This window comes from Cognatundibacterium rugosum (assembly GCF_014284365.1).
In the GTDB taxonomy this organism is placed as follows: domain Bacteria; phylum Pseudomonadota; class Gammaproteobacteria; order Burkholderiales; family Burkholderiaceae_D; genus Undibacterium; species Undibacterium rugosum.
The window spans coordinates 106236-131140 of record NZ_JACOGG010000010.1; the positions used below are offsets into that span (position 1 = coordinate 106236).

19 protein-coding genes are annotated in these 24905 nt (G+C 50.1%); 7 read left to right on the forward strand and 12 right to left on the reverse strand.

From position 1 onward, the window contains the following. Nucleotides 1-42: 42 nt before the first annotated feature. Together ftsH and H8K47_RS10970 are read right to left on the reverse strand one after the other, a co-directional pair. A complete protein-coding gene (gene ftsH / locus H8K47_RS10965; RefSeq protein ID WP_329604168.1) occupies nucleotides 43-1932 on the reverse strand; it encodes an ATP-dependent zinc metalloprotease FtsH in 1890 nt (629 codons plus the stop codon). A 122-nt stretch (nucleotides 1933-2054) separates the two neighbouring features. Next, nucleotides 2055-2699, reverse strand: coding sequence for an RlmE family RNA methyltransferase (locus H8K47_RS10970; protein WP_186881449.1), 645 nt, complete (start codon nucleotides 2697-2699; stop codon nucleotides 2055-2057). A 32-nt stretch (nucleotides 2700-2731) separates the two neighbouring features. On the opposite strand from H8K47_RS10970, the gene H8K47_RS10975 reads away from it, so the two are divergent. Continuing rightward, the gene (locus tag H8K47_RS10975) at nucleotides 2732-3202 is read left to right on the forward strand and encodes a YhbY family RNA-binding protein (protein ID WP_162018516.1); all 471 of its coding nucleotides are present in this window, start codon (nucleotides 2732-2734) and stop codon (nucleotides 3200-3202) included. 115 nt (nucleotides 3203-3317) lie between these two features. On the opposite strand, the gene greA is transcribed toward H8K47_RS10975, so the two are convergent. The 4 genes from greA to H8K47_RS10995 form a co-directional block, all read right to left on the reverse strand. Further along, nucleotides 3318-3794: a transcription elongation factor GreA gene (greA, locus tag H8K47_RS10980; RefSeq protein WP_186881450.1), complete on the reverse strand. Its 477-nt coding sequence runs from the start codon at nucleotides 3792-3794 to the stop codon at nucleotides 3318-3320. 114 nt (nucleotides 3795-3908) lie between these two features. Beyond that, on the reverse strand, nucleotides 3909-7127 hold the full coding sequence (gene carB, locus H8K47_RS10985) for a carbamoyl-phosphate synthase large subunit (protein WP_186881451.1): 3219 nt from the start codon (nucleotides 7125-7127) through the stop codon (nucleotides 3909-3911). A 5-nt stretch (nucleotides 7128-7132) separates the two neighbouring features. Beyond that, nucleotides 7133-8287 (reverse strand): glutamine-hydrolyzing carbamoyl-phosphate synthase small subunit, encoded by a 1155-nt coding sequence (gene carA / locus H8K47_RS10990; protein WP_186881485.1) that lies wholly within the window; start codon nucleotides 8285-8287, stop codon nucleotides 7133-7135. A 253-nt stretch (nucleotides 8288-8540) separates the two neighbouring features. Continuing rightward, complete coding sequence (locus H8K47_RS10995) at nucleotides 8541-8951, reverse strand: GlcG/HbpS family heme-binding protein (RefSeq protein WP_186881452.1); 411 nt, start codon at nucleotides 8949-8951, stop codon at nucleotides 8541-8543. Nucleotides 8952-9317: 366 nt separating this feature from the next. Here H8K47_RS10995 and H8K47_RS11000 point away from each other — a divergent pair, with 366 nt between their 5' ends. Continuing rightward, entirely contained in the window at nucleotides 9318-9770 is a 453-nt protein-coding gene (locus H8K47_RS11000; protein ID WP_230405216.1) for a C40 family peptidase, read from the forward strand. A 142-nt stretch (nucleotides 9771-9912) separates the two neighbouring features. Here the strand turns inward: H8K47_RS11000 and H8K47_RS11005 are convergent, their stop codons facing one another. Then, complete coding sequence (locus H8K47_RS11005) at nucleotides 9913-10857, reverse strand: patatin-like phospholipase family protein (protein WP_230405215.1); 945 nt, start codon at nucleotides 10855-10857, stop codon at nucleotides 9913-9915. A gap of 306 nt (nucleotides 10858-11163) precedes the next feature. Here H8K47_RS11005 and H8K47_RS11010 point away from each other — a divergent pair, with 306 nt between their 5' ends. From H8K47_RS11010 to H8K47_RS11020, 3 genes are all read left to right on the forward strand, one after another. Further along, nucleotides 11164-13266 (forward strand): bifunctional 2',3'-cyclic-nucleotide 2'-phosphodiesterase/3'-nucleotidase, encoded by a 2103-nt coding sequence (locus H8K47_RS11010; protein ID WP_186881454.1) that lies wholly within the window; start codon nucleotides 11164-11166, stop codon nucleotides 13264-13266. Between the two features lie 145 nt (nucleotides 13267-13411). Next, on the forward strand, nucleotides 13412-14149 hold the full coding sequence (locus H8K47_RS11015) for a tetratricopeptide repeat protein (RefSeq protein ID WP_186881455.1): 738 nt from the start codon (nucleotides 13412-13414) through the stop codon (nucleotides 14147-14149). Nucleotides 14150-14389: 240 nt separating this feature from the next. Beyond that, on the forward strand, nucleotides 14390-14647 hold the full coding sequence (locus tag H8K47_RS11020) for a GlsB/YeaQ/YmgE family stress response membrane protein (protein WP_186881456.1): 258 nt from the start codon (nucleotides 14390-14392) through the stop codon (nucleotides 14645-14647). 110 nt (nucleotides 14648-14757) lie between these two features. Here the strand turns inward: H8K47_RS11020 and H8K47_RS11025 are convergent, their stop codons facing one another. The 4 genes from H8K47_RS11025 to H8K47_RS11040 form a co-directional block, all read right to left on the reverse strand. Continuing rightward, nucleotides 14758-15783 (reverse strand): LysM peptidoglycan-binding domain-containing protein, encoded by a 1026-nt coding sequence (locus tag H8K47_RS11025; RefSeq protein ID WP_186881457.1) that lies wholly within the window; start codon nucleotides 15781-15783, stop codon nucleotides 14758-14760. Between the two features lie 293 nt (nucleotides 15784-16076). Next, nucleotides 16077-17627 carry an FAD-dependent monooxygenase gene (locus H8K47_RS11030; protein WP_186881458.1) on the reverse strand — a complete coding sequence of 517 codons (1551 nt, stop codon included), beginning with the start codon at nucleotides 17625-17627 and terminating at the stop codon, nucleotides 16077-16079. Nucleotides 17628-18219: 592 nt separating this feature from the next. After that, complete coding sequence (locus tag H8K47_RS11035) at nucleotides 18220-19293, reverse strand: agmatine deiminase family protein (protein ID WP_186881459.1); 1074 nt, start codon at nucleotides 19291-19293, stop codon at nucleotides 18220-18222. A 391-nt stretch (nucleotides 19294-19684) separates the two neighbouring features. Further along, nucleotides 19685-20293: a TetR/AcrR family transcriptional regulator gene (locus H8K47_RS11040; protein ID WP_186881460.1), complete on the reverse strand. Its 609-nt coding sequence runs from the start codon at nucleotides 20291-20293 to the stop codon at nucleotides 19685-19687. Between the two features lie 282 nt (nucleotides 20294-20575). On the opposite strand from H8K47_RS11040, the gene H8K47_RS11045 reads away from it, so the two are divergent. Both H8K47_RS11045 and H8K47_RS11050 read left to right on the forward strand, forming a co-directional pair. Then, entirely contained in the window at nucleotides 20576-22063 is a 1488-nt protein-coding gene (locus tag H8K47_RS11045) for an aldehyde dehydrogenase (protein ID WP_186881461.1), read from the forward strand. A gap of 160 nt (nucleotides 22064-22223) precedes the next feature. Beyond that, nucleotides 22224-23474: a Zn-dependent hydrolase gene (locus tag H8K47_RS11050; protein ID WP_186881462.1), complete on the forward strand. Its 1251-nt coding sequence runs from the start codon at nucleotides 22224-22226 to the stop codon at nucleotides 23472-23474. A gap of 325 nt (nucleotides 23475-23799) precedes the next feature. On the opposite strand, the gene H8K47_RS11055 is transcribed toward H8K47_RS11050, so the two are convergent. Next, nucleotides 23800-24840, reverse strand: coding sequence for an IS481 family transposase (locus tag H8K47_RS11055; protein ID WP_186881463.1), 1041 nt, complete (start codon nucleotides 24838-24840; stop codon nucleotides 23800-23802). Nucleotides 24841-24905: the final 65 nt, after the last annotated feature.

A 24905-nucleotide genomic window follows, 5' to 3' on the forward strand; every position in this document is an offset into this window, starting at 1 on the left:
GGCGAGGTTATTACCTCACCTTTCCGTCTGCTAAATCGTTAATCAGGCTGGTGCTGTGGCGTTTGGGGATACGCCGCCAGATGCATTTCCGGAAGATCCACGTCCGGTAGACTGGCCTGCTTTAGGTGGGCGTGGATCAACGCCATTCATAATATCGTTGACCTGATCAGCATCGATCGTCTCCCAATCGAGCAAGGCCTTAGTCATGGCTTCGACCTTATCGCGGTTTTCTTCTAACAGCTTACGCGCTAAAGCATATTGCGTATCCAAAATCGAACGGATTTCAGCGTCGACTTTTTGTTGGGTTGCTTCAGAAATCGTTTTGGAAGACATACCAAAATAACCTTCCTGCTGGCTGTCCTCATAGACCATGACGCCCATACTGTCTGACATACCAAAGCGTGTCACCATAGATCGTGCCAGTTTGGTCGCACGCGAAAAGTCATTCGAGGCACCGGTAGACATTTGACCAACAAAAATCTCTTCAGCAATACGGCCGCCAAACAATATAGAAATTTCTTCAAGCATTTTGTCTTTGTAGCCACTGATCTGATCGTGCTCAGGTAACTGCCAGGTCAGACCAAGTGCATAGCCACGCGGCATAATAGTAACCTTGTGCACAGGATCAGCCTTAGGCAACAATTTCGCCACGACTGCATGACCAGACTCATGGTAGGCAGTATTGCGACGTTCATCCTCACGCATCACCATGGATTTACGCTCAGGCCCCATGTAAATCTTATCTTTGGCATCCTCGAAATCCAACATTTCAACCAGGCGCTTATTTCTGCGTGCAGCAAACAGTGCAGCTTCATTGACCAGATTAGCCAGATCAGCACCAGAGAAACCAGGTGTGCCACGTGCCAGGATATCAGCACGCACATCCGAAGACACAGGCACTTTGCGCATGTGCACGTTCAAAATCTGTTCACGACCACGGATATCCGGTAAGCCCACAGAAACCTGGCGATCGAAACGACCTGGACGCAACAACGCCTTATCCAATACATCAGCACGGTTAGTTGCAGCGATGACGATCACGCCAGAGTTCGCCTCAAAACCGTCCATTTCGACCAGCATCTGGTTCAGTGTCTGTTCACGCTCATCATTGCCACCGCCCATACCGGCGCCGCGATGACGGCCAACAGCATCAATTTCATCGATGAAAATAATGCAAGGCGCATGTTTTTTTGCAGTGTCGAACATATCGCGAACACGGGATGCGCCAACACCAACGAACATTTCGACGAAATCGGAACCGGAGATAGTGAAAAATGGCACTTTAGCTTCGCCAGCGATAGCGCGTGCCAGCAAAGTTTTACCGGTACCTGGTGGACCTACCATCAGGATACCGCGTGGAATACGGCCACCGAGTTTTTGGAATTTAGTCGGATCTCTGAGGAAATCGACTACTTCTGTGACTTCTTCTTTGGCTTCATCGCAACCAGCCACATCGGCAAACGTGACGTTATTGTTGGAATCATCAAGCATTCTTGCTTTGGACTTACCGAAAGAAAAAGCCCCCCCCTTACCACCGCCCTGCATTTGACGCATGAAGAATATCCATACACCAATCAGCAACAGCATAGGAAACCAGGAGATAAACACCTGCTGCAGGAAAGATTGCTCTTCTGGCGGTTTATTGTCAAATTTAATACCATTATTAACCAGATCACCAACCAGACCGCGATCAAAAATCGTGAGTTGAGATTTAATCTTCTTACCGTCAGTCGTCACCGCTGTGACGGTGCGGTTCGCATCGTCGATGGTGGCTTCTTTAATATGCTTAGCCTTCACCTCTTCCAGAAATTCTGAATAGGGCACGGAAGTAACGCCAATGCTGCCGCTTTTCCCTTCAAATTGTTTGAACAGGGTAAAAAGCACCAGGGCAACCACCACCCATATCGCTGCTTTTGAAAACATATTATTCACGAGAACTCCTTGAACGCAGGTTGCGCTATTTTTCTGATACTGTAATTGTTCATTCTACCTGCAATAGGCAGAGCTTGCTAGCCAACATATGATGCCTGCATTGACGATAATCAAGAGAAAAATTACTCAGGATTTTTCAATCCTTTACCCAGAAGGAAGATTTCTGAGGATTTATCCTTACTTGCTTTCGGCTTCTTGTTCTGGACCACTTTAAATTCATCCTTGAACATATTGACAATATTATTATAACTTGGTCCGTGAAAACACTTCACTAACAGTGCGCCGCCGGGTTTTAAGTGTGCTTTCGCGAAAGAAATTGCCAACTCAATGATATACTCCACCCTTGCGGCATCGACTGTGGAATTACCGGAAAGATTGGGCGCCATATCAGACAGAACAAGATCTACTTTTCTCCCTGACAGGCAGGCTTCCAATTTATCCAGCACTTCATCCTCACGGAAATCGCCCTGAATAAACTGAACATCTGCAATCGGCTCCATAGGCAGCAAATCCAGTGCGTAAATCTCGCCCAATATGCCGCCGCCTTCTTTGCCTGCCAGTTTATTCCGTACATACTGGGACCAGCTGCCAGGTGTAGCACCCAAGTCGACAATGACCTGGCCAGGACGGATTAATTTCTCAACCTCATCGATCTCTTTCAACTTATAGACGGCTCGCGCACGATAGCCTTCTTTTTGTGCAAGTTTCACATATGGATCATTTATATGATCGTGCACCCAATTTTGATTGAATTTATTCTTTGCCATTCGCGTAAAATACTGCTTTTAAAGGAATTACTATGTTAAAACTCACACCCGCTGAACGCAGCGAACTCAGATCCGAAGCACATGGCCTGAAACCCATCGTATTGATCGGCGAAGCTGGCCTGACTCCAGCTGTCAAAAAAGAAATTGACGCTGGTCTGGATGCACATGGACTGATCAAAGTCCGCGTTTTTGGCGACGACCGTGAAGCACGTATTGCTATGTACGATACGATTTGCGGCGAACTCGATGCAGCGCCTGTGCAGCACATCGGTAAACTGCTGGTGATCTATCGCCCGAAACTCGAGGGTGTAAAAGAAAATAAACTGGTTAAAAAAGGCAGAGGCCTGAGAGAAGTTACTATCGTAAAGCCTAGCCCAAGTGGCACGAAAAAGCCAACTGTTTCCAAAGTTTTAGTAAAAGGAAACGAGCGCGTCACTCAAGGCGGCAATATCAAACGCGCAAAACCACGTCAGTCCAGTAAAAAGAAGAATGCACTCGGCTGACATTCAGCACGCATGCATCAAATAACCCGGCCAGGAGCCGGGTTATTTATTTGAGGCCTGCATGATTGGCAGGCAACGCTGTAATCAAGCTACTCCCAGACAAGTCCCAAGCAAATTACACGTAGGATACGTCCAGCACTTCATACTCGCGGACGCCAGCCGGCGCCTGAACACCGACAACATCACCCGCATACTTGCCAATCAGGGCACGTGCAATCGGCGAGGTAATGGATACTTTGCTGAGCTTAATATCCGCCTCATCCTCACCAACGATCTGGTAAGTCACTTTCTGCGAGGTTTCCAGATCTTCCAGGTGTACGGTTGAGCCAAACACGACGCGCCCTTCCGCATCCAGCGTGGATGGATCAATGATCTGCGCAGAACCCAGCTTGCCTTCTAATTCCGCGATACGCCCCTCTATGAAAGCCTGACGTTCTTTTGCCGCATCGTATTCTGCATTTTCCGACAGATCACCCTGAGCACGCGCTTCCGCAATCGCATTAATCACAGCTGGACGCTCTTTTGTTTTCAGGGTGTGTAATTCTTGCTTCAACAATTCTGCGCCGAATTTAGTGATAGGTACTGTACTCATGTCATTTACGCTTATAAAAGTAAAAATACAGAGGGCAAGCAACATCTGTGATGTCTTTTGCGACCTCTGTATCAAAGGTGCAGTGCTAACCTTTCAGCAGCACTGGGATTTTGCTCAGTTTAAAGACTTATGCAAACCTTGTAAATCATAAACATGCAATTCATTCAGGTGGCGCATACCCTCAACCGCTGCTTCTGCACCGGCGATGGTGGTGAACGTGGTTGCACGTGCGATCAGTGCTGACGTACGGATGGCACGGGAATCAGAAATCGCATTACGTTTTTCTTCAACCGTATTAATCACCATCGCGATTTCATTGTTTTTGATCATATCCACCACGTGTGGACGACCCTCAACAACTTTATTCACGATCGCAACCGGAATGCCCGCCTCAGTAATCGCCGCCGCCGTGCCACGGGTTGCGACCACCGAGAAGCCCAGCTCAACCAGATCCTTGGCTACCTTGACTGCGCGTGGCTTATCACTGTTTTTGATACTCAGGAACACCTTACCTGAGGTTGGCAGCTTCACACCGGCTCCCAGCTGGGATTTCACGAAAGCTTCACCGAAGGTTTTACCAACACCCATGACTTCACCGGTCGATTTCATTTCCGGTCCCAGAATCGTGTCTACACCAGGGAATTTAACGAATGGGAAGACTGCTTCTTTAACGCTAAAGTAAGGCGGCACCACTTCCGCACCGATGCCCTGAGAATCCAGCGACTGCCCGACCATGCAACGTGCTGCGATTTTCGCCAGTTGCAGGCCAGTCGCTTTCGACACATAAGGGACGGTACGCGATGCACGCGGATTGACTTCCAGCACAAACACCACATCCTGACCATCTTTTTGCTGGATCGCGAATTGCACATTCATCAGACCGACGACGTTCAGACCTTTCGCCATCAGTGACGTCTGGCGCTTGAGTTCGGCGATAGTTTCCTGAGACAGTGAGTATGGCGGCAGGGAACATGCGGAGTCACCCGAGTGCACGCCAGCCTGCTCAATATGCTCCATCACACCGCCGATAAAGGTGCGCTCACCATCTGACAGACAGTCCACGTCAACTTCAATCGCATCATTCAGGAAGCGGTCCAGCAAGACCGGAGAATCATGCGACACCTTGACGGCCTCACGCATATAGCGCTCGAGATCGCGCTGCTCATGCACGATTTCCATGGCACGACCGCCCAATACGTAGGATGGGCGCACTACCAGCGGATAACCAATTTCCTGTGCCAGTGCGAGTGCTTCAGTTTCAGTACGTGCTGTACGGTTAGGCGGCTGACGCAAGCCCAGCTCTTGCAACATTTTCTGGAAGCGCTCACGGTCTTCTGCCGCATCAATCATGTCCGGCGAAGTACCAACGATAGGTACACCGTTCGCTTCCAAATCTAATGCCAATTTGAGTGGCGTCTGACCACCATACTGCACGATCACGCCTACTGGTTTTTCTTTATCGACGATTTCCAACACGTCTTCCAGTGTCAATGGCTCAAAGTACAGACGGTCAGAAGTGTCGTAATCGGTAGAGACGGTTTCCGGATTACAGTTGACCATGATGGTTTCGTAACCGTCTTCACGCATAGCGAATGCGGCATGAACACAGCAGTAATCGAATTCTATACCCTGGCCGATACGGTTAGGACCGCCGCCCAGCACCATGATTTTTTTCTTATCTGTCGGATTGGACTCGCACTCTTCTTCATACGTTGAGTACATGTACGCGGTGTTAGTCGCAAACTCACCGGCACAGGTATCAACGCGCTTGTAAACTGGACGCACGTTCAATGCACGGCGCTTTTCGCGGATAGCCGTATCTGTGGTTTTGAGCAATTTCGCCAGACGACGGTCAGAGAAGCCTTTTTGCTTCAGTTTCAGCATCATGGTCTGATCGATACTGTCCAGGGTTTGCTCATCCAGCCACAATTCGATGTCGACGATATCCTTGATCTGAATCAGGAACCAAGGGTCGATATGCGTGAGCTGATGCACTTCTTCCAGTGTAAAGCCCTGAGCAAATGCGTCACCCACATACCAGATACGATCCGGACCCGGCTCGCCCAGTTCTTTTTCAAGCAACTCACGATCCTGGGTTTTTTCATTCATACCATCCACGCCCACTTCCAGGCCACGCAAGGCTTTTTGGAAGGATTCCTGGAAAGTACGGCCTATCGCCATTACCTCACCCACAGATTTCATCTGCGTCGTCAGACGGTTATCTGCTGCCGGGAATTTTTCGAAGGCGAAACGTGGGATTTTTGTAACCACGTAATCAATAGATGGCTCAAACGATGCCGGTGTCGCACCGCCGGTGATCTCATTGCGCAATTCATCCAACGTGAAGCCAACCGCGAGTTTGGCAGCGATTTTCGCAATCGGGAAACCGGTTGCTTTCGAAGCCAGTGCCGAAGAACGGGATACACGCGGATTCATCTCAATGACGATCATACGGCCATCTGCCGGATTGACAGAGAACTGTACGTTAGAACCACCGGTATCAACGCCGATTTCACGCAATACTGCCAGCGAAGCATTACGCATGATCTGGTATTCTTTGTCGGTCAGCGTCTGAGCTGGTGCCACCGTGATCGAGTCACCGGTATGGACACCCATCGGGTCCAGATTTTCGATCGAGCAGACGATAATGCAGTTGTCCGCTTTGTCGCGCACCACTTCCATTTCGTACTCTTTCCAGCCTATCAGCGATTCTTCAATCAGCAATTCATTGGTAGGTGAAGCTTCCAAACCGCGTTTACAGATAGTCTCAAACTCTTCGGAGTTATACGCGATACCGCCACCGGTACCACCCATTGTGAACGATGGACGGATAATGACCGGGAAGCCTACATCTTTTTGCACAGTCCAGGCTTCTTCCATGGAGTGCGCCACACCGGAACGCGCAGAACCCAGACCAATCTTGGTCATCGCTTCCTTGAACTTGGAGCGGTCTTCGGCTTTATCGATCGCCTCAGGGGAGGCGCCGATCAGTTCGCAACCGTATTTAACCAAAACACCATGGCGATGCAGATCGAGTGCGCAGTTCAGCGCAGTCTGACCACCCATCGTTGGCAGTATCGCGTCCGGTTTTTCTTTAGCGATGATGCGCTCAACGACTTGCCAGGTGATAGGCTCAATGTAAGTCACATCAGCCATTTCTGGGTCGGTCATGATGGTCGCAGGATTGCTGTTGACCAGAATCACGCGGTAACCTTCTTCGCGCAAAGCCTTGCACGCCTGCGCGCCAGAGTAATCGAATTCACAGGCCTGACCAATGATAATTGGACCAGCGCCGATAATCAGTATGCTTTTTATGTCGGTACGTTTTGGCATTTTTATTATTCTCCTGTCTTTGCCGTGGTCATCAATTGTATGAAGCGATCAAACAGGTAGGCGATATCATGCGGACCTGGTGATGCTTCCGGATGTCCCTGGAAGCAGAATGCGGGTTTATCGGTACGTGCAAAGCCTTGCAGGGAGCCGTCAAACAGGGATACGTGTGTGACGCGGCAATTTGCAGGCAAAGAAGCTGCATCCACAGCAAAACCATGATTTTGCGATGTAATCAGTACTTGTTTGCTATCGAGATCTTGTACCGGATGATTCGCACCATGGTGACCGAACTTCATCTTCAAGGTCTTGGCGCCTGAAGCCAGCGCCATGATTTGATGGCCAAGGCAGATACCGAAAGTTGGCACGCCTTTTTCGATCAGTTCTTTTGCTGCTGCAATCGCATAATCGCAAGGCTCAGGATCGCCAGGACCATTCGACAGGAATACGCCATCCGGATTCAATGCCAGCACATCGGCGGCGGAAGACTGCGCAGGCAGCACCGTAACCTTACAGCCACGCTCAGCGAGCATACGCAGGATATTGCGCTTCACACCAAAATCAAATGCGACTACATGGAATTGCGGTGCTTTTTGCTCACCATAACCCTGCCCCAGCACCCATTCAGACTCAGTCCAGACATAGGACTGCTTAGCTGAAACCACTTTAGCCAGATCCATGCCAGACAAACCAGGGAAGGACTTCGCCAATACGATGGCTTTCTCAGCGTCAGCACCGACCAGTATCGCACCGCCCTGCGCACCTTTTTCACGCAAAATACGGGTCAGCTTACGCGTATCGATACCCGCAATAGCGACGATGTTTTGGGATTTGAGGTAATCAGAAAGGGATGATTCGGAGCGGAAATTGGAGACCAGCATAGGAAGGTCTTTAATGATCAGACCTGCTGCATGAATTTTTTCAGACTCGACATCTTCAGCATTCACGCCGGTATTGCCAATATGGGGATAAGTCAGAGTGACTATTTGGGAACTGTAACTAGGATCGGTGAGGATTTCCTGATAACCGGTCATCGAGGTATTGAAAACAACTTCACCTATCGTATGACCTGCAGCACCAATAGAATAGCCAGTAAAAATGGTTCCATCAGCGAGAGCAAGTATTGCGGTGTCCTGGCCGGAACGAAGAAGGGACTGCGGAATGGGCAGCAAGGGCAACTCCTGTATTGTTACCGCCGCTGCGATGCCCCAAATTGACGTTATCCCAGGCCGGACTATCTTTCCGTGCGGCCTGAAAATAAGTATGGAGCAATGTGAATTTGGGTAGGCGCTACGGCGAGATTTCGGATTAGTTAAACCCTCGAATTATAGCCCGAAACCCGCCTTTTGCCAAGTCCAAAACCCTGATTTCACTAGCAAAAACCTGGGATGAGTGACTTACTGCGTGCAGGAAAACTCAGGCCAGACCCAGCGCAGCAATACCAGCGCGTGCTACCTGCGCATCTTCGGCCGATTTAACGCCAGAAACGCCGACAGCGCCAACACAATAACCATCCACCATGATCGGCACACCTCCCTCCAGCATACCTTCGACCAGTGGCGCGCTTAAAAAGGAATAGCGTCCATTGTTGATCAAATCTTCGTAGATTTTTGAATCGCGCTTACCCATTGCCGCAGTCTTTGCCTTAGCAGGCGCCAGATGCGTGGAAATCGGTGCCACACCGTCCAGGCGCTGCAACCAGATCAAATGCCCGCCGTCGTCGACGATGGCGATCACGACCGCCCAACCATTTGAGATTGCTTCCTGCTCCGCAGCAGCCGCAATTTTTTTTACATCTTCTAAGACCAGATAAGGCTTGGATTGCATAAGTTTCTCCTAAAAAATATGCGCTGATTGTAAGCCAAGTTACCAACCAGCCCGACTATTTTTGTGATGAAAACAATTTAATTGATTTTCGCAAATTCCATCAACAATTCGCCGCACCTTACTCTGCGTCGGGTTGGTACGACCCGGATGGAACGTAGCAACCGGTAGCGGCACACATGTTTAATCCTTAATAAGAGATGGGCAGAAAAAACCAGCAAACGGTTTACATTGTTCAAAAACTGACTTACAGTTGAGCGGTTTTTTTCAACAGGTGTAAAGATGCTAATAAACGTTTCCAGACTACTCAGAAATGCAAAATTAGTGCTTGTTGCAGCATGCCTGCAAACTTGTGTCATCAGCGCCTCCATGGCAGCAGACACAACCTTCCCCGAATCTTCCACTGCCTACCTGAAATTACAAGAATTAAAGCAACGAGCTTCCGATCTGACCGTAAAAGCCATGGATTTCATTGGCATTCACTACAAACGCGGCGGCAACACACCGGAAAATGGCCTGGATTGCAGTGGCTTTGTGCGCCTGGTATTTAAAGATGCGCTCGGTGCTGAACTGCCTCGCACCTCTGCAGAAATCAGCCGTGTCGGCGAAAAAATTGATCAAAAAGACCTGCAGCCTGGCGATCTGGTTTTTTACAATACGCTGCGTCGTGGTTTTTCGCATGTAGGCATTTATTTGGGTGATAACAAATTCATTCACTCCCCCTCAGCCGGCGGACAAGTCAGAATTGAAAGCATGGATCTGGCTTACTGGAAAAAACGCTTTAATGGTGCGCGCCGCATCAATGAAGATGAAGCGAAATAAGCCTGGCGATTCGCTACAGGACACGCGTAAAAAAAAGGGAGCCGACGCTCCCTTTTATCTTACATGACCCACATGATCTTAATCATCAACGCCCTTGCCCCTGCTCAGGCAAAAACCTAAGCGGTGCCTGCGCTTCAATTACTCAGCGCTCCTGTAAAGCCTTGAGTTTTTGCTTAATTTCCGGCATCGCCGCCATCGCCGCTTTTTCGCCCGCCAGTATTGCCAGATTACGCCCGGCAAAATCGCTGCCTTTCATGGAAGGCAGATCAGGACGTATCACCACATCCGCCTGTTTCAACTCAAACTGATTAATGCTTTGCCCCATGATGCTGACTGTTTGCAGCAAAATGTCTATCGTTCCAGTGCCGCTCTGCCCATCCACTGTCTGAGAAATATTCACGGCAATTACCAGATCCGCGCCCATATCGCGCGCAAAGCGCACTGGCACAGGCGCCACCAGCCCCCCATCCACATATTGCCTGTCATTGATACGCACCGGCTGGAATACAGCAGGAACCGCAGACGAGGCCCGTACTGCTGCACCGGTATTCCCGCGCTGGAATAACACAGCCTGCCCGGTTGCCAGGTCAGTTGCGACCGCGCCAAACGGCTTTTTTAAACGCTCAATCGGCGTTTGCCCGACCATGCGATTCACATAGGCTTGCAATGCATCCCCTTTGAGCACGCCACTGGATTTGGAAAATAATGGCAGCGACCAGTCTGAGATCGTTGCCTCATCCATGTCCAGCGCCATTTTTTGTAAAGTAAATCCATTATTTCCAGCGGCATACATTGCACCAACCACACTGCCTGCGCTGGTGCCAACGACCACATCGGGCACAATGCCTTGTGACTCAAGTGCTTTGATTACGCCGATATGAGCAAAGCCACGCGCAGCACCGCCACCCAGTGCAAGGCCGATTCTGACTGGACGCGCCGCTTTGGGTACTGGCACGGTATTGACTACCGGCGCAACCGGCGTTGGTGCAGATCCAGAGGTGACGCAGGCACTCAGTGTAAATACCAACATCGCGCAGCCCAGCGCTGACACTGCCGTTTTACTATGTATGGAAAAATTCAATTTCATCTCATCTTCAAAAATAAACATGATTCCGGCGATTTTTCACGACACGTGAGCCCAACCGAAGCGGCGATTATACGAGTATGCCGACAACAAAGACATCACTATCCCAGACTCTCAGAGCCGCAGGCTCTATGCAAGAGTAGCGAAATGAATTACAAGAAGTCATGCTACTGACACAATATTCACAGATAATCTGGCCGCCGACTGCGCTTGAGGCGATATTTGCAGCAAACTGAAAATAATTTAGCAAACGATTGCGTCTTAAACAATTTAAAAGGCAATCGTTTGCTTTCTGATTCCGGAGAAAATATGAAAAAAACTTATTGGGCCACATTGATCCCCGCTCTGTTCCCTGGCCTGATCCTCAGTGGCTGTGCCAACAATAATTCCAGCTCAGCCACCACTGAGGCCGAAACGATTCCTGAGGGAACCATCGTCAAAGTCTCGTTACTGGAAACCACCGATTTGCATCAAAACATCTTGAGCTACGATTACTATGGCTTGAAAGCTGACACCAGTATCGGTTTGGAGCGTACCGCAGCCCTGATTCAGTCTGCACGCGCGGAAAACCCAAATACCGTATTACTCGATGATGGCGATGTCATTCAGGGTACGTTACTGGGTGACCAGCAAGCTGTCGCCTCCCCTGTCACCTGTGCAGGCACGCTGGCGATACACAAAGCGATGAATGCCTTGAAATTCGATGGTGCAGGTGTCGGTAACCATGAATTCAACTATGGCTTGAATTTTTTGAGCCAGATCACCAATAAAGACTTTGGCATTACCGGTGTCAATAAACCGAATAACTGCGGCTCGCCGGGCTTTCCTGTCGTGTTGTCCAACGTCGTCGGAGTCGCAAGTCAACAGCCTATCTTCAATCCCTACTCCATCATTTATAAACGTTTTGTCGGTACTAAACCCGATGGCAGCAGCACGGTAGTTCCGGTGAACGTCGGCATCATCGGCTTTGTACCGCCACAGATCATGGATTGGGATCAAAAAAATCTGGCTGGCAAAGTGATGGTCAATGGCGTGGTCGAATCCGCACAAAAATACGTACCTGAAATGCGCTCCAAAGGTGCAGATCTCGTTGTCGCTTTGTCGCATGGCGGTCTGGATGCATCGCCATACAGCCCGAAAATGGAAAACGGCAGCTATCACCTGACAACTACCGGTATCGATGCGCTGATGCTGGGCCATTCCCATTTGATTTTCCCGGTTGCCAAAGAAAAAAACGGTCCAAAACTTGATGCTTCACTGGCAGCATTACCGGCGGATAAAGTCGATACAGTCAAGGGCCTGGTCAATGGCGTGCCAGCGGTCATGGCGCAAAGCTGGGGGCGCCGCCTGGGCATTATTCAGCTCACACTCAAATACCAGTCTGGCAAATGGGTAGTGCAAAAAGATTTGACCAATGTCGAGGCACGTGGCTTTAAATACAAAGATGGCGTAACCATTGTTGATGCCGACGCGTCGATCGCTCCGCTGGTTGATACTGAACACAAAGCTACACTGGCTTATGCCGCACAATCCCTGGGTACCAGCACCGACTTTGGTATGTCCGCCTTTTTCTCACTGGTCGGTGATGTCAGCGCGATCCAAATCGTAAATCAGGCACAAATCGATTACGTCAAAAACTTTATTGCCAATTCAACAGACCCTGTCATAGCCAGCTACAAAACGATTCCTGTTATTTCATGCAGCGCGCCGTTTAAGGCTGGCCGCAACGGTGCTACCGATTTCACTGATGTCGCACCAACTGCAACGCCGGCAAATCCTGTGACCTTGCAAGTCAGAAACCCGGGCGATCTCTACCTGTATGGCAATAACAATGTGCAGGCAGTTAAAATCAAGGGCAGTGATTTGAAAAACTGGCTGGAAACAGCAGCCAAACAATTTGGACAAATCAATCCGGCATTGAAGACGGAACAAGATCTGGTGCCAGATTACTCGGCAATTTATAACTACGATGTGTTCTATGCTGACAATAACGCTTTGCTTTATCAGATCGATGTGACCAAGCCTGTCGGCAGCCGCATCGTCAATCTGCAATATGCGGGTAAGACAGTGGCAGACAGTGATGACTTCATCGTCGCGACTAACGATTATCGCGCCAGTGGCGGTGGCAGTGTACCGGGCATCGATGGCAGCAAAACCATCATCAAATCCCCGGATGCTAATCAGGCTGTGGTCAGTGATTTCGTTAAAAAGCAAGGCACTGTGACATTTGCCAAAAATGGCTCAGGCCGTAGCTGGAGTTTTGTCAAAGTCAGCACACAAGGCCCAGTCATTCTGCGCTCAGCACCTGGCAAATTGTCTGTTGCCACTAACCTGGGTCTGCCGCAAGTGGTGAGCGAAGGTAGTCTGGATGCATCCGGCTACGCGAAGTATGCAATCGACTTGTCGAAGTAATGCTCAGAAAAAACTGTGCAAATTACCTTGCACAGACCTAAGCAAAACCTGAGTCAACCGCCGGCGCATCTGTACAACTGCGCACTCCGCAAACACGGGGTACGCGCTACGCAGATCCGCCGGCACTATAGATGGATTTAGAACGATGCGTAGATTCGCAATGACGATCATGACAGCCGGCGTATTGGCGGGCTTAGTTGCATGTTCTGTGAGTCAGAGCAATATGCCAGCCTCGGCAGAAATAGAAGCAGCTGGCATGCAAGCGCTACAAGGCAAACAGGCCGCAGCGTTTCGCTATTTAGAAAAATGGGCACAGGCAGGGGTCGTCAAAGCACAGCGTGAGCTAGCCTTAGCCCGCTCTGCTGATTCGGCCACATATGCGGAGGCGGCGAAGTGGCTTAAGACCGCAGCCCAGTCGGGGGACAATGAAGCCCAGTTTGCCTTAGCGGAGGCGTATTACAAGGCCCAGCTGGGATTAGAGAAGAATTATACAGAGGCAAAAATCTGGTATCAGGCTGCTGCAATACAAAACAATGCCAAAGCCGCTTTCATGCTAGCCCGTATGTCGAAATACGGCGAAGGCACGCGTGCCAGTGCAGACGCTTCTGTGACCTGGCTATTGAAAGCCAGTGAACTGGGACATGCTCAAGCGATGTTTTTGCTATCGAATGCCTATGAAACAGGGGACGGCATTAAACAAGATAAAGCAAAAGCCCGCGACTGGCTGGAACAATCTGCGGAAGGAGAGTTTCCGCCCGCCATCCACGCGCTCGCTTTATTGTTAGAAACCGAAAATACCCAACATACTGACCGTCAACGCGCACGTCATTTGTTGAAGGAAGCGTCCGATGAACGTCTGCTGCGCTGGAATCGTTCCCAATAAATTACGTATTCCACAGTCATATCTTAGCGACGAACAATGCAAGAAACAGGCGAAGTCCCAAGCCTCCCCTTATACAAAGTTTCCGAACAAAAACAATTGCTTTACATTTTGTAAATTCACATAAAAATAAAACAATTCTTCACAAATTCCCCGACAGCTCCCCCATTCAGCTACCGCAAAAATGGCTATTCTTGCCATTCAACTTCTGGCAATGGTGCCAGAGAATTTTAAGGAGCCGCTATGCACTACATCTGGATGTTTATCGTTGGTATTTTTACCGGACTGCTTGCCCGTTTTCTGATGCCGGGTGCAGATCAGATGGGATTACTCATGACTGGCCTGGTTGGTATTGCAGGTTCATTCATTGGCGGAATGATCAGCGGCCTGTTCAGTAAACCAGCAGATGGCAGTCTGCTTCATCCTGCCGGTCTGATCATGTCCGTAATCGGTGCGATGATTTTACTATTTATCGTAAGACACTTTCACTTATTAGCGTAAAACACGGTGGCGCCGTTATCAGACCTTTTAACAGCGCCACGCTGCTCATCTCTAAGCTAGCCGCGAGTGCTGGCTTAGATCCACAATGACCATCTTTCTTGCCTTACCGACTATCCACCGAACATCGCTGTTGCCGCCACAAAATTGATACCGCGTTCTGTCCAGGAATTATTGGAATTCGTCAACCCCTGCGTTGCCATGTCGTAGCTGTTTTTTACAAATCCTTGTTTCACTTCCAGGGCATGGGACAGGCGCCCCATCTGTTCTACGTACCCCATCGCAGGACGGTTATCAACCGGAACCATCTCGCTCCCTGTCACATTACCCATGGCATCGTAGGTGGCACGCTCCACCATTTGTGGCTGGGCATTGGCACTAGCAGCACCGGGCCGGTTCCCCTGTATCATCGCCGCATACCGGTTCTCTTCACGGTAACGCTCATCCGCCACCGCCTGGGCAATCACCTGGGCTTCCATTGCCGCCTTGTAGGCCAGGCCTTTGCTGTTGTTGCCAAGAATAGCGCCACCTGCCTGGCTTAGCCGTTGCATGCATTCCTCGCTGTAGACGCTGGTGTCCCAGGCATTTAAGCTTTGTCCCGGACGGATAATTGGACTGCCGTATTCGTTGAGTCTGAGGTTGTTGTCCCGGATCATTAAGGCCATGCCGGCAAGCCATTGGTCGCCGTAGATGTTTTTGGCGATTTTTTCCAGATTATCGCCCTTGCTCACATTGTGCACGGTGACGCTGCGGGCTGGCCCCATGCCATGTTCCTGATCGTACTGATCACTGGCAACATCAGAGCCATTGCGGTCATTGAGTCCGCTTCCCACCTGTTCATCGGTAGCAATAGCCGTAGCCTGTACCGGACGGGTGATGCCCAATTTATTGAGGAATTCCTTGCTGCGGGCAGCGACGTCTTCGGCGAAGCTCAGGCGGCTGCCACTATTGCCGGTGGCTGTACTATGACCACTGTCAGCTTGCTGTGCCTGGGCTGCTTCCTGTGCACGGGCATTCTCTTCGTAGCGGTTCAGTCTTGCTGTTTCTGCGTCACTCTGGTTGCTGGCGTTAGTGGAGTTGGCCTGGGTCAGGCTGGTGCTTAGGGCGTTGCCAAAGCTGTCCACTGCGATCTGTACCACGTCAACTTTACCGCCTCGTACCGCTGCACTGGTGAGGCCGCCTGCCAGGTTGCTGAGGCTGCTGGCAATGAAGTTGCCGAGTCTGGGGTTGTTCTCAAAGGCTTTGAGGAAGGTACTGTCGCCACTGTGTTGCCAGCTGCCGACTTTGCCGTTGCTGCCTACACATTATTTGTGTTGGAAGCCGGGTGAAATACATCAAACCTAAGTTCAGTACATATCACCCGGAAAGTTACTACGCCCCGAAGTTTCGCAAATGCCCTATCGAGCTTGAAGCCTTTATTGCGGAAACCCAATCAGCATGCGGATGCCGCAACCTGAATCAACGCCTGCTTCAACTCATTCGCCCCTCCAGCTTGGGCAGTATTGTTACTGCGCCACGCGATAATGCCATCAGGGCGAACCAATACAGCACCGTGTGGCGGGATACCAAATGTAGCTGCAAAAGTCTCAGGTTCCAGAAAGTGCACATCCTTACCGATGCAAACCAGCTTCAACTTCAATGCGTCAGCCGCCTCTCGCCAAGCGGATGTCTCTGCGAGCAAAACAAACTCAAGTCCAAACAGGTCCAGGCTAGAAATTCGCTCGCCAGCCGTATTTGTTAGCCAAACATGCGGAGCGCGCGTCCCTGGCTGTCCTGCCCATTCTAATGGCGATGCCGCGGCAGGAAGTTCTGGTCCCGCCCCGATGACTGCGGAAGATCGCACCAGTTGGCCCAGTTCCATTGCGTCATTTCTGAAGAGTGGATCGGCTTTGAAGTCGGAATTCACCCATTTGGCATAATCTGGCCGGGAAAAGGTCTGTTGATGGCGAAGCCAGCCAATCGGGCGTCGTTCAGCATCGTAGGTATCGAGTAGCGATGCGTCGGAAATACCATCCAGTACGCGTTGCAACTTCCACGCTAAATTCCATACATCATCAATGCCGGTGTTTGCACCAAAGCCACCGCGCGTTGGGGGAAGCTGATGCGCAGCGTCTCCAGCAAGAAATACGCGTCCTTTTTTGTACTGTGTGGCAATGCGACCCGCCATTTCCCAGCGTCCGGTAGTGATGATGTCAAATGCCATGTCGCGCCCCAAGGCTTGGCGAATCGCTGCACGCAATTCATCCTCGCTGCGCTCGTTATCGTCGACAAACATCAGCAGCCAGCGACTATCATTGTAGGTTGTCAGAAAGGCGCGGAAATTTTCTTGTTCGATTTCAAACTGTTGGGCACCGCGAGCAAGGTATTGATCAGCCTCGGGACATGTAAAAAGCACGCTACGAACCGCTTGGACATGCCCTACACCTTCACGAACAATACCCAAGCGCTCGCGAATAGCGCTGTCGGCACCGTCGGTAGCAATGAGGTAATCAGCAGAGATGGTGTATTCCTGCCCGTTATTCCGATCCCGTAACCGTGCAATGATTTCGCCCCCATGATCTTCGAAATCCAATAACTCTGTGCCAAGCCGAAGCTCTGCACCCAGCTCCAAAGCCGCGTTACGCAGGATAGGCTCCAGTTTGTCTTGCGCAATGGCCGCACCTGTATTCGGCGATAGCCCCGAATTGTGTTTATCGGCTTCGCCGGGTGTCCAGGCATGTTCGCCTAGCCACTCGTCTGCAAGATTTGCTACCGTAACGCGACGCAGGCGGAATTCCGGAGGTGTCTGAGGAATGCGGTTGGCAATACCAACCATGCGATAGTGCTCCAGTGTGGTTTCTGTGTAACCCATGGCGCGCGGATGCGGAGAACTGCCAGTGTGTTTGTCCACAAGAATATGAGGTACGCCACGCCAAGCAAGAAAAAGAGAGGCAGAAAGGCCAACGAGGCTTCCGCCGACGATGAGAACAGGGGTATGTAACATGATACGTCCTTTGTACTTAAGTCAATGAATTGACGATGAACAAATGTAGGACGTGTGCCAAGCACGGGGAGGGAATTGCCGAACAGCACAAGAGTGCCGCTCAGGTGTCGACAAAGGCTCCACGAGAGATCGGCGCACGTCCGCTCTCGTCGTGGTCATTCAGCATAATCCTGAAAGCATTTTGATGTTCCTGATGGAACGTTGACCGGGGCTCACCACGCCGGTCCACCTTTTTCGACTGAAGGAATTCTATCATAAGTCTAGAAATTTCAGCCTTACCAGACTCGCGCATTTCCAAACAACGAAAGACTCGGTTTTTCCAAAGAATGTTCCGAAGTCGCATGTTGGCGGCTTGAAATACAGAGATTTCATTCAGCATTATCCTCAGTTTGTCATATTTTAACGAACGTCAGACTCTATTTTTCAGACCAAATCTTGAATCAACAAAGATGGTGATACAGGGCGCCGGCTGATGCGGCCCTCGCCACAGCCGGCTATAGGCAACACCAACAAGACACCGCCCATGTGCATAAAATTTCTGAGCGATATTTCATCGATATTACCTGTTGCCTCTTACCCTGAGCCTATTTCTTTATTCACCAAAATTACATAATTGTAAGCGGTTACCTAACATTGGATGCTGCTGGGTCGAACAATGAAGCGCGCCACCACCTATAGAAATAGCGGTTACAGGCAATAGCTCTATGGTCCGACCAGGAAAAGCTTTAGCAAAGATCGCGCGAGCTTCGTCATCTTCTTTTACGTCGAAAGCTGTAGAGATCACGGCACCATTAACCAAAATATAGTTAGCATAGGTATCGCAAAAGCGCTCGCAATCGTAGTTATACGGATTTTTCGGAACAGGCAAATCGAGTAATTCAAAATGACGGCCACGAGCGTCGGTTGCCAATTCGAGGGCACGCCGGTTCTCCTGCATGGTCCGATAAAACTCCCCCATGTCCGGACTTGCACCGTTAAACAGAATTTTTCCTGGGGCAATGAAGGAAGCGATCCCGTCGATGTGACCATTAGTCTCGACCTCAGCAGGATTACCTGGAAGCCAGATGATCTTCGTCACACCAAGCATACGCTTCAATTCAACTTCTATTTCACTACGAGTCCATCCCGGATTGCGATTCGGGTTAAGTAGGCAACTCTCGGTGGTCAACAAGCTACCCTGGCCATCCACATAGAAAGAACCACCCTCCAGCACCATACTGGAGCGTTCAAAACGCGTCTGAGTGATCGTTGCAAGGTCTTCCGCCAACCTGGCGCAGCCATCGTAGGGCGAGTACTTTTCGCCCCAGGCGTTAAAACGAAACCCGGCCATCAGTTGGCTATTCGTAGTCTCATTCACCAGCACGATAGGGCCGCAGTCGCGCAGCCAGTTATCCTCCACCGCCAGAGGGAGCACTGTCACGCTCGGGCCGCACAGTTCCCTGGCTTCTGCCGCGAGCGGCGCATGGGCCGCGACGATACAACGTTGGTAACGCGCTATCGTGCGCGCCACCAAGGCAAACGCGGCACGTACCGCCTCGTAGTGCTCCCCCCATAACTCTTCACGATTTTTATGTACAGGCCATCCTAACCAGGTAGCAGCCATCGGCTCCCATTCCGCAGGCATTCTGTAGCCCTCGCGCAGACAATCAAAGTCACTTTGTAGCATTTCATATTCCCCTATGAAGTTTCGTCAGAACACCATCCTAAGGTGAAATAAATTAATGGAAAAGCGACTATTTTTAACACCATTAATCAATATTTCTCATATCTAGCTCATTCTTGCATGCATAAATATCATTGATGTACCGTTCAAAACATCACATTGGAGGCACGTGTCAAGGCATCATCCACAGCGCATCTCTGGGATGTTCGGTATTCGCTACCGGACGAAGTATGGGATTTTGGCCAGGGCGCTACGGGTGCATCGCCCTCTACGTATTCTGACTATGTTCAAGCCAGTGTTGCCGCAGCGCCATCTCACGATCGTGAGATGGCGTAAAGAAGAAAATTTATTTCTAACTACGGCAAACTATGTTGCCGTTGAGCTTACAAGTAAATTAGTTTGGCGAAACCAGCGACTGCGATGCCGTGATTAATTGCTTTAATCCACGTGCAGAACGCTCTTCATCCGGATCGACCAGATATTGAAGTATTAATCCGTCCATGCCAGCAACGACGAAACGCGCCAAATCCCCCAAATCAATCAGCGACGACTCGTTGGCGTTACCAAAACCTTGGCGGAACGCATTTTCATAAACCTTGCAATATGAGTCATATTGGAACTTGGAAAGCGATTGCGCCTCTTTATTACGCATCGTGTACAACGTCAATTCATACTGCAAAATTTGGATGTCGCGTGTCAGCAAGATCAATCGCCAGGAATTGTTGATGACATTCTCGATGCAAGTCTTAATATCGAATTGCGTAGTGAGGTCAGCACTCAAGGCATGGCTCATCTGTGCGATGATCATTTCCAGTGCGCCAATGAGTAGCGCATCTTTATTTTCAAAATAATAATGCAGTGTCGCGAGATTCACACCTGCCTTTTCAGCGATCTTCCTAGTAGTTACTGCCGACAATCCAGTTTCCACCAAAGCGTCGACAGCGCCACGAATAATTTGCTCTTTGAGCTGCGCTCTTTTTTCGATTCCTCGGGCACGGGCCATTATCACTCCATTACAAAACAGATAAATCAGGAAATTAAGTCCTTATTGTATCACAAATTAATCAGTCGAATGAATTAATCACTTGACTTACTTTTTTTATGTGCATACCATGGAAGAACATTGGTCAAATGACTTGATGATAACGAATACTTTCCTCGATTGCTACTTATTCGATGGAAATACAGCAATCTCGTTTCGATAGACGAGATGGAAGATGTTTTTTATAGGCGCAGTGATACGGTGCAGCAATTCGCACTAGCGCATGAAAAGTAAAGGAATTAAATGAAAAACACTAAATGGCACGAGCGTGCCGCCGCATTGACGCCGGACGGTCGCGCCTTTATTAATGGTCAGCGCGTCGAGGCACTCTCAGGGGCAACTTTCGAATGTCTCTCACCTATCGATGGCCGTGTTCTAGCAGCGGTAGCACGTTGCTATCAGACCGATGTTAACGTCGCCGTCGATGCAGCCCGGCAAGCCTTCGATGATAAGCGCTGGGCCGGAATGTCTCCGGGTGACCGCAAGCGCACGCTGATCGCATTCGCTGATCTGGTCTTGTACTATGGAGACGAATTGGCCTTGCTGGAAACGCTGGATATGGGCAAACCAATCAAGAATAGCCTCAGCATGGATGTGCCTGCAGCGGCCAATTGCATACGCTGGTACGGTGAAGCCATCGACAAGATTTACGATGAAATTGCACCAACCGCCGACAATACGCTTGCGCTGATTACACGCGAACCAGTCGGCGTTGTCGCGGCTATCGTTCCGTGGAATTACCCGCTCTTGATGGCAGCCTGGAAGATCGCTCCCGCCCTCGCGGCTGGCAATAGCGTTATCTTGAAGCCTTCGGAAAAATCTCCCCTATCCGCGCTACGCCTGGCTGAAATCGCCTTAGAAGCAGGCATTCCCGCCGGCGTGTTTAACGTCGTACCAGGTTATGGCGGCGAGGCAGGGTGTGCGCTGGCAACCCATATGGACGTCGACTGCATTGGTTTTACCGGCTCCACTGCAGTCGGTAAAAAAATCATGGAATATGCAGGTCAGTCGAATCTGAAGCGCGCCTGGACTGAACTGGGTGGTAAGTCCCCGAATATCGTTTGTGCCGATTGCCCGGATCTGGACGCAGCTGTACATGCAGCATTAGGCGGGCTCTATTACAACCAAGGTGAAAGCTGCAATGCACCATCCCGCTTATTTGTTGAAGCTTCCATCAAAGAACAATTTCTAGAAAAAGCATTGTCCATTATTTCCGAATTCGAACCGGGCGATCCCCTGGATGAAGCAACGGTAATGGGTGCGATCGTCGACCATGTGCAAATGAACACGATACTCGGTTACATCGAATCTGGAAAACAAGAAGGTGCACAACTGCTAGCCGGCGGTGCTCGGACACGTGTCAGTTCCGGCGGTTATTACGTAACACCAACCCTGTTCAACAAGGTCAACCAGTCGATGAAGATCGCCCGTGAAGAAATTTTCGGCCCTGTCTTATCAGTGTTTGAGTTCACCGATCTGGATGACGTGATACGCGAAGCAAATGCGACACCTTACGGATTGCAAGCTGGCATATGGACTGCCAACATCAACAAAGCACATCATGCGGCGCGCTCTTTACGTGTGGGCACCGTCCACGTCAATCAATATGCGGAAGATGACATCACAGTACCGTTCGGCGGCTACAAGCAATCTGGCAACGGACGCGACAAATCTTTGCATGCTTTCGACAAATATACGGAATTAAAAACCACCTGGATCAAACTGGGATAACAAGTGAGCAGGACAGGCCAGAAATGCGGATACGGCGCAGTTGGATTGAGATTAAAAACATTAAATCGCTGTGCGCTTCTTGCAAGTGATGGATTGCTGTCGTACACGCGAGCGCCCAAATCCGGCAAGCATGAGAACTACCGACATGAGGAAAAAATTAATGCAACAATATTCAAATACTCCCGCCGTAAATGGACAGCGCATGTGGCAATCGCTCATGGATCTAGCGCAAATCGGTGCGACTGAAAAAGGCGGTAACTGCCGACTGGCGCTGACAGAGCTTGACGGGAAAGGCCGCGATCTGCTCGTTAGCTGGATGGAGCAGGCTGGACTAAAAATCAGTGTGGATCAGATTGGTAATATTTTCGGCCGCCGCGAAGGACGCAATAGCACGCTACCGCCTATCGTAACAGGTAGCCACATCGATACCCAGCCAACGGGCGGCAAATTCGACGGATGTTACGGCGTATTGGCTGGCTTGGAGGTCATGCGCATATTGAACGACAACGATGTCGTGACTGAGGCACCGCTGGAACTGGCGATATGGACCAACGAAGAAGGCTCACGCTTCGTGCCGGTCATGATGGGTTCAGGCGTATTCGCCGGAAAGTTCCCGCTGGAGACGGCCTTGAACGCTCGCGACCAGCAGGGTAAATCGGTGCGCGACGAATTACGCGCAATCGGATACGCCGGCCAGGCCCCAGTCGGCGAACGGCCTATTGGTGCCTATTTTGAAGCACACATCGAACAGGGGCCGATTCTGGAAAAAGAACAGACCGTGATAGGCGTAGTGACTGGCTCGCTGGGCGTGCGTTGGTATGACGTCACAGTAAAAGGCATGGAAATGCATGCGGGCCCAACGCCTATGGCAGTTCGGCAGGATGCACTGTTCGTTGCGACTCATCTGATGCAGCAAGTGATCCATCTTGCCAATGCCAATCAGCCTCATGGGCGCGGCACAGTCGGCGTCGTTCAGGTGCATCCTGGATCACGTAACGTCATACCGGGAGAAGTCAGTTTTACGGTCGACTTGCGCCACCAGGACGTCGCTGTACTGAGCGATATGGACGCACGATGGCGCGAAGCCTGTGTCACGGTACAAAAGGAGTTTGGATTGACGGTCACCTTAAAGGATGTGCAGTACTTCCCTCCAACGCCATTTGAAACTCGCTTGGTAAATCAGGTACGCGCAAGCGCTGCTGTAGCCGGTTTTACCCACATGGATATCGTCACCGGCGCCGGCCATGACGCGGTCTATATCGCAGCAGTAGCGCCAACCGCAATGATCTTTGTACCTTGCAAAGACGGTGTAAGCCACAACGAGATTGAAGACGCACAACCAGAACATTTGGCTGCGGGATGCCAGGTGTTGCTTGGCGCGATGCTCGCGAGCGCCGGGGTCACAGCGTAATCACAATCGTAGTGCTCCGGCAGGCAAGGCCAGCGAAGACATTTCTACCGTTCTGACCGAGGAGGGCTGCGAGAAGAGCCCTCCTCTTTTTTGATGCGTGAGCAAACAATTTACTTAAGGAGAGTATGGGTTAAGCCCAGGCCCATCCCTACGTATAGCGTGCGAAAGCGTAGGATATCACCGGGAAGGCGCCTCAACATACGCTCAAGCTCGTACGGGTTTAATTGACGAAGAATTGATGCCTATGACGGAGTTTTCATTGAAAAATATGTACTAGCTCAGATCCGATCTGACAGTTACCGGTTTTTTTAGGGTGTCTGTCAGATTAGATTTGAGTCAAATTCTTTTCGATCCAAATCGTTTTCCCGTCAAGCAAAGTATCCATTGGCGTTCTGCCGCAACACATTTTGCCTTGATGAGTTCGTTCATTGTTATGGTAAATGAGCCAAGCGTCCAGATCTTTTTGTAATTCCTCCAGTGTCGTGTAGATCTTTTTGCGGAATGTGACTTGGTAAAATTCCTGCAAAATCGTTTTATGGAAGCGCTCGCAAATGCCATTTGTCTGCGGTGACATTGCTTTCGTTTTGGTGTGGTCAATGTCATTGATAGCGAGATAAAGCTGGTAATCGTGCTGTTCAACTTTGCCGCAATATTCTGTTCCTCGGTCGGTGAGAATGCGTAATACGGCAAGCTCATTGGCCTCGTAAAACGGCAGGACTTTGTCGTTGAGCAGATCAGCCGCAGTAATCGGTGTTTTGCTGGTGTAGAGCTTGCAATGCGCTACCTTGCTGTAGGTGTCAACATAAGTCTGTTGGTAGATACGACCAACACCTTTGAGATTGCCAACGTAGAAGGTATCTTGTGACCCCAGATAGCCTGGATGTGCCGTTTCTATTTCACCACAGGCCTCATCGTCATACTTCTTCTTTTCTAACGCAGCGATCTGTGCATCGTTTAATAAGATACCTTCGATGGCAACTTTGGCCTCCAATGCTTTGAGTCGCTTCTTGAAATTCTCTAAATCATGACGCAGCCAAATTGACCTGACACCACTGCCAGAAACGAAGATGCCAAGCTTTCTTAACTCGTTGCTCGTCCTATGCTGCCCGTGCGCCGGGTAGTCAATCGCATAGGTTTTAACTGCGTCTTCAATGGTGGGGTCAACCCGATTCTTAAGATTTGGAGAACGCCGACTTTTATCAATCAGCGCTTCAACGCCACCTTCATTCGCCAACTCTTGATAACGATAGAAAGTGTCGCGTGAAACACCCATTACTTTGCATGCTCGGGAAACATTGTTCAATTCCTGAGCTAAATTGAGCAAACCAGCTTTATGTTTGATAATAGGGTTGTTAGTATGTAGCATGAGAGTTACCTTTTTTTCGGTTTAGTAGGATTCGACACCCATATCTAAACCGGTAACTCTCATCT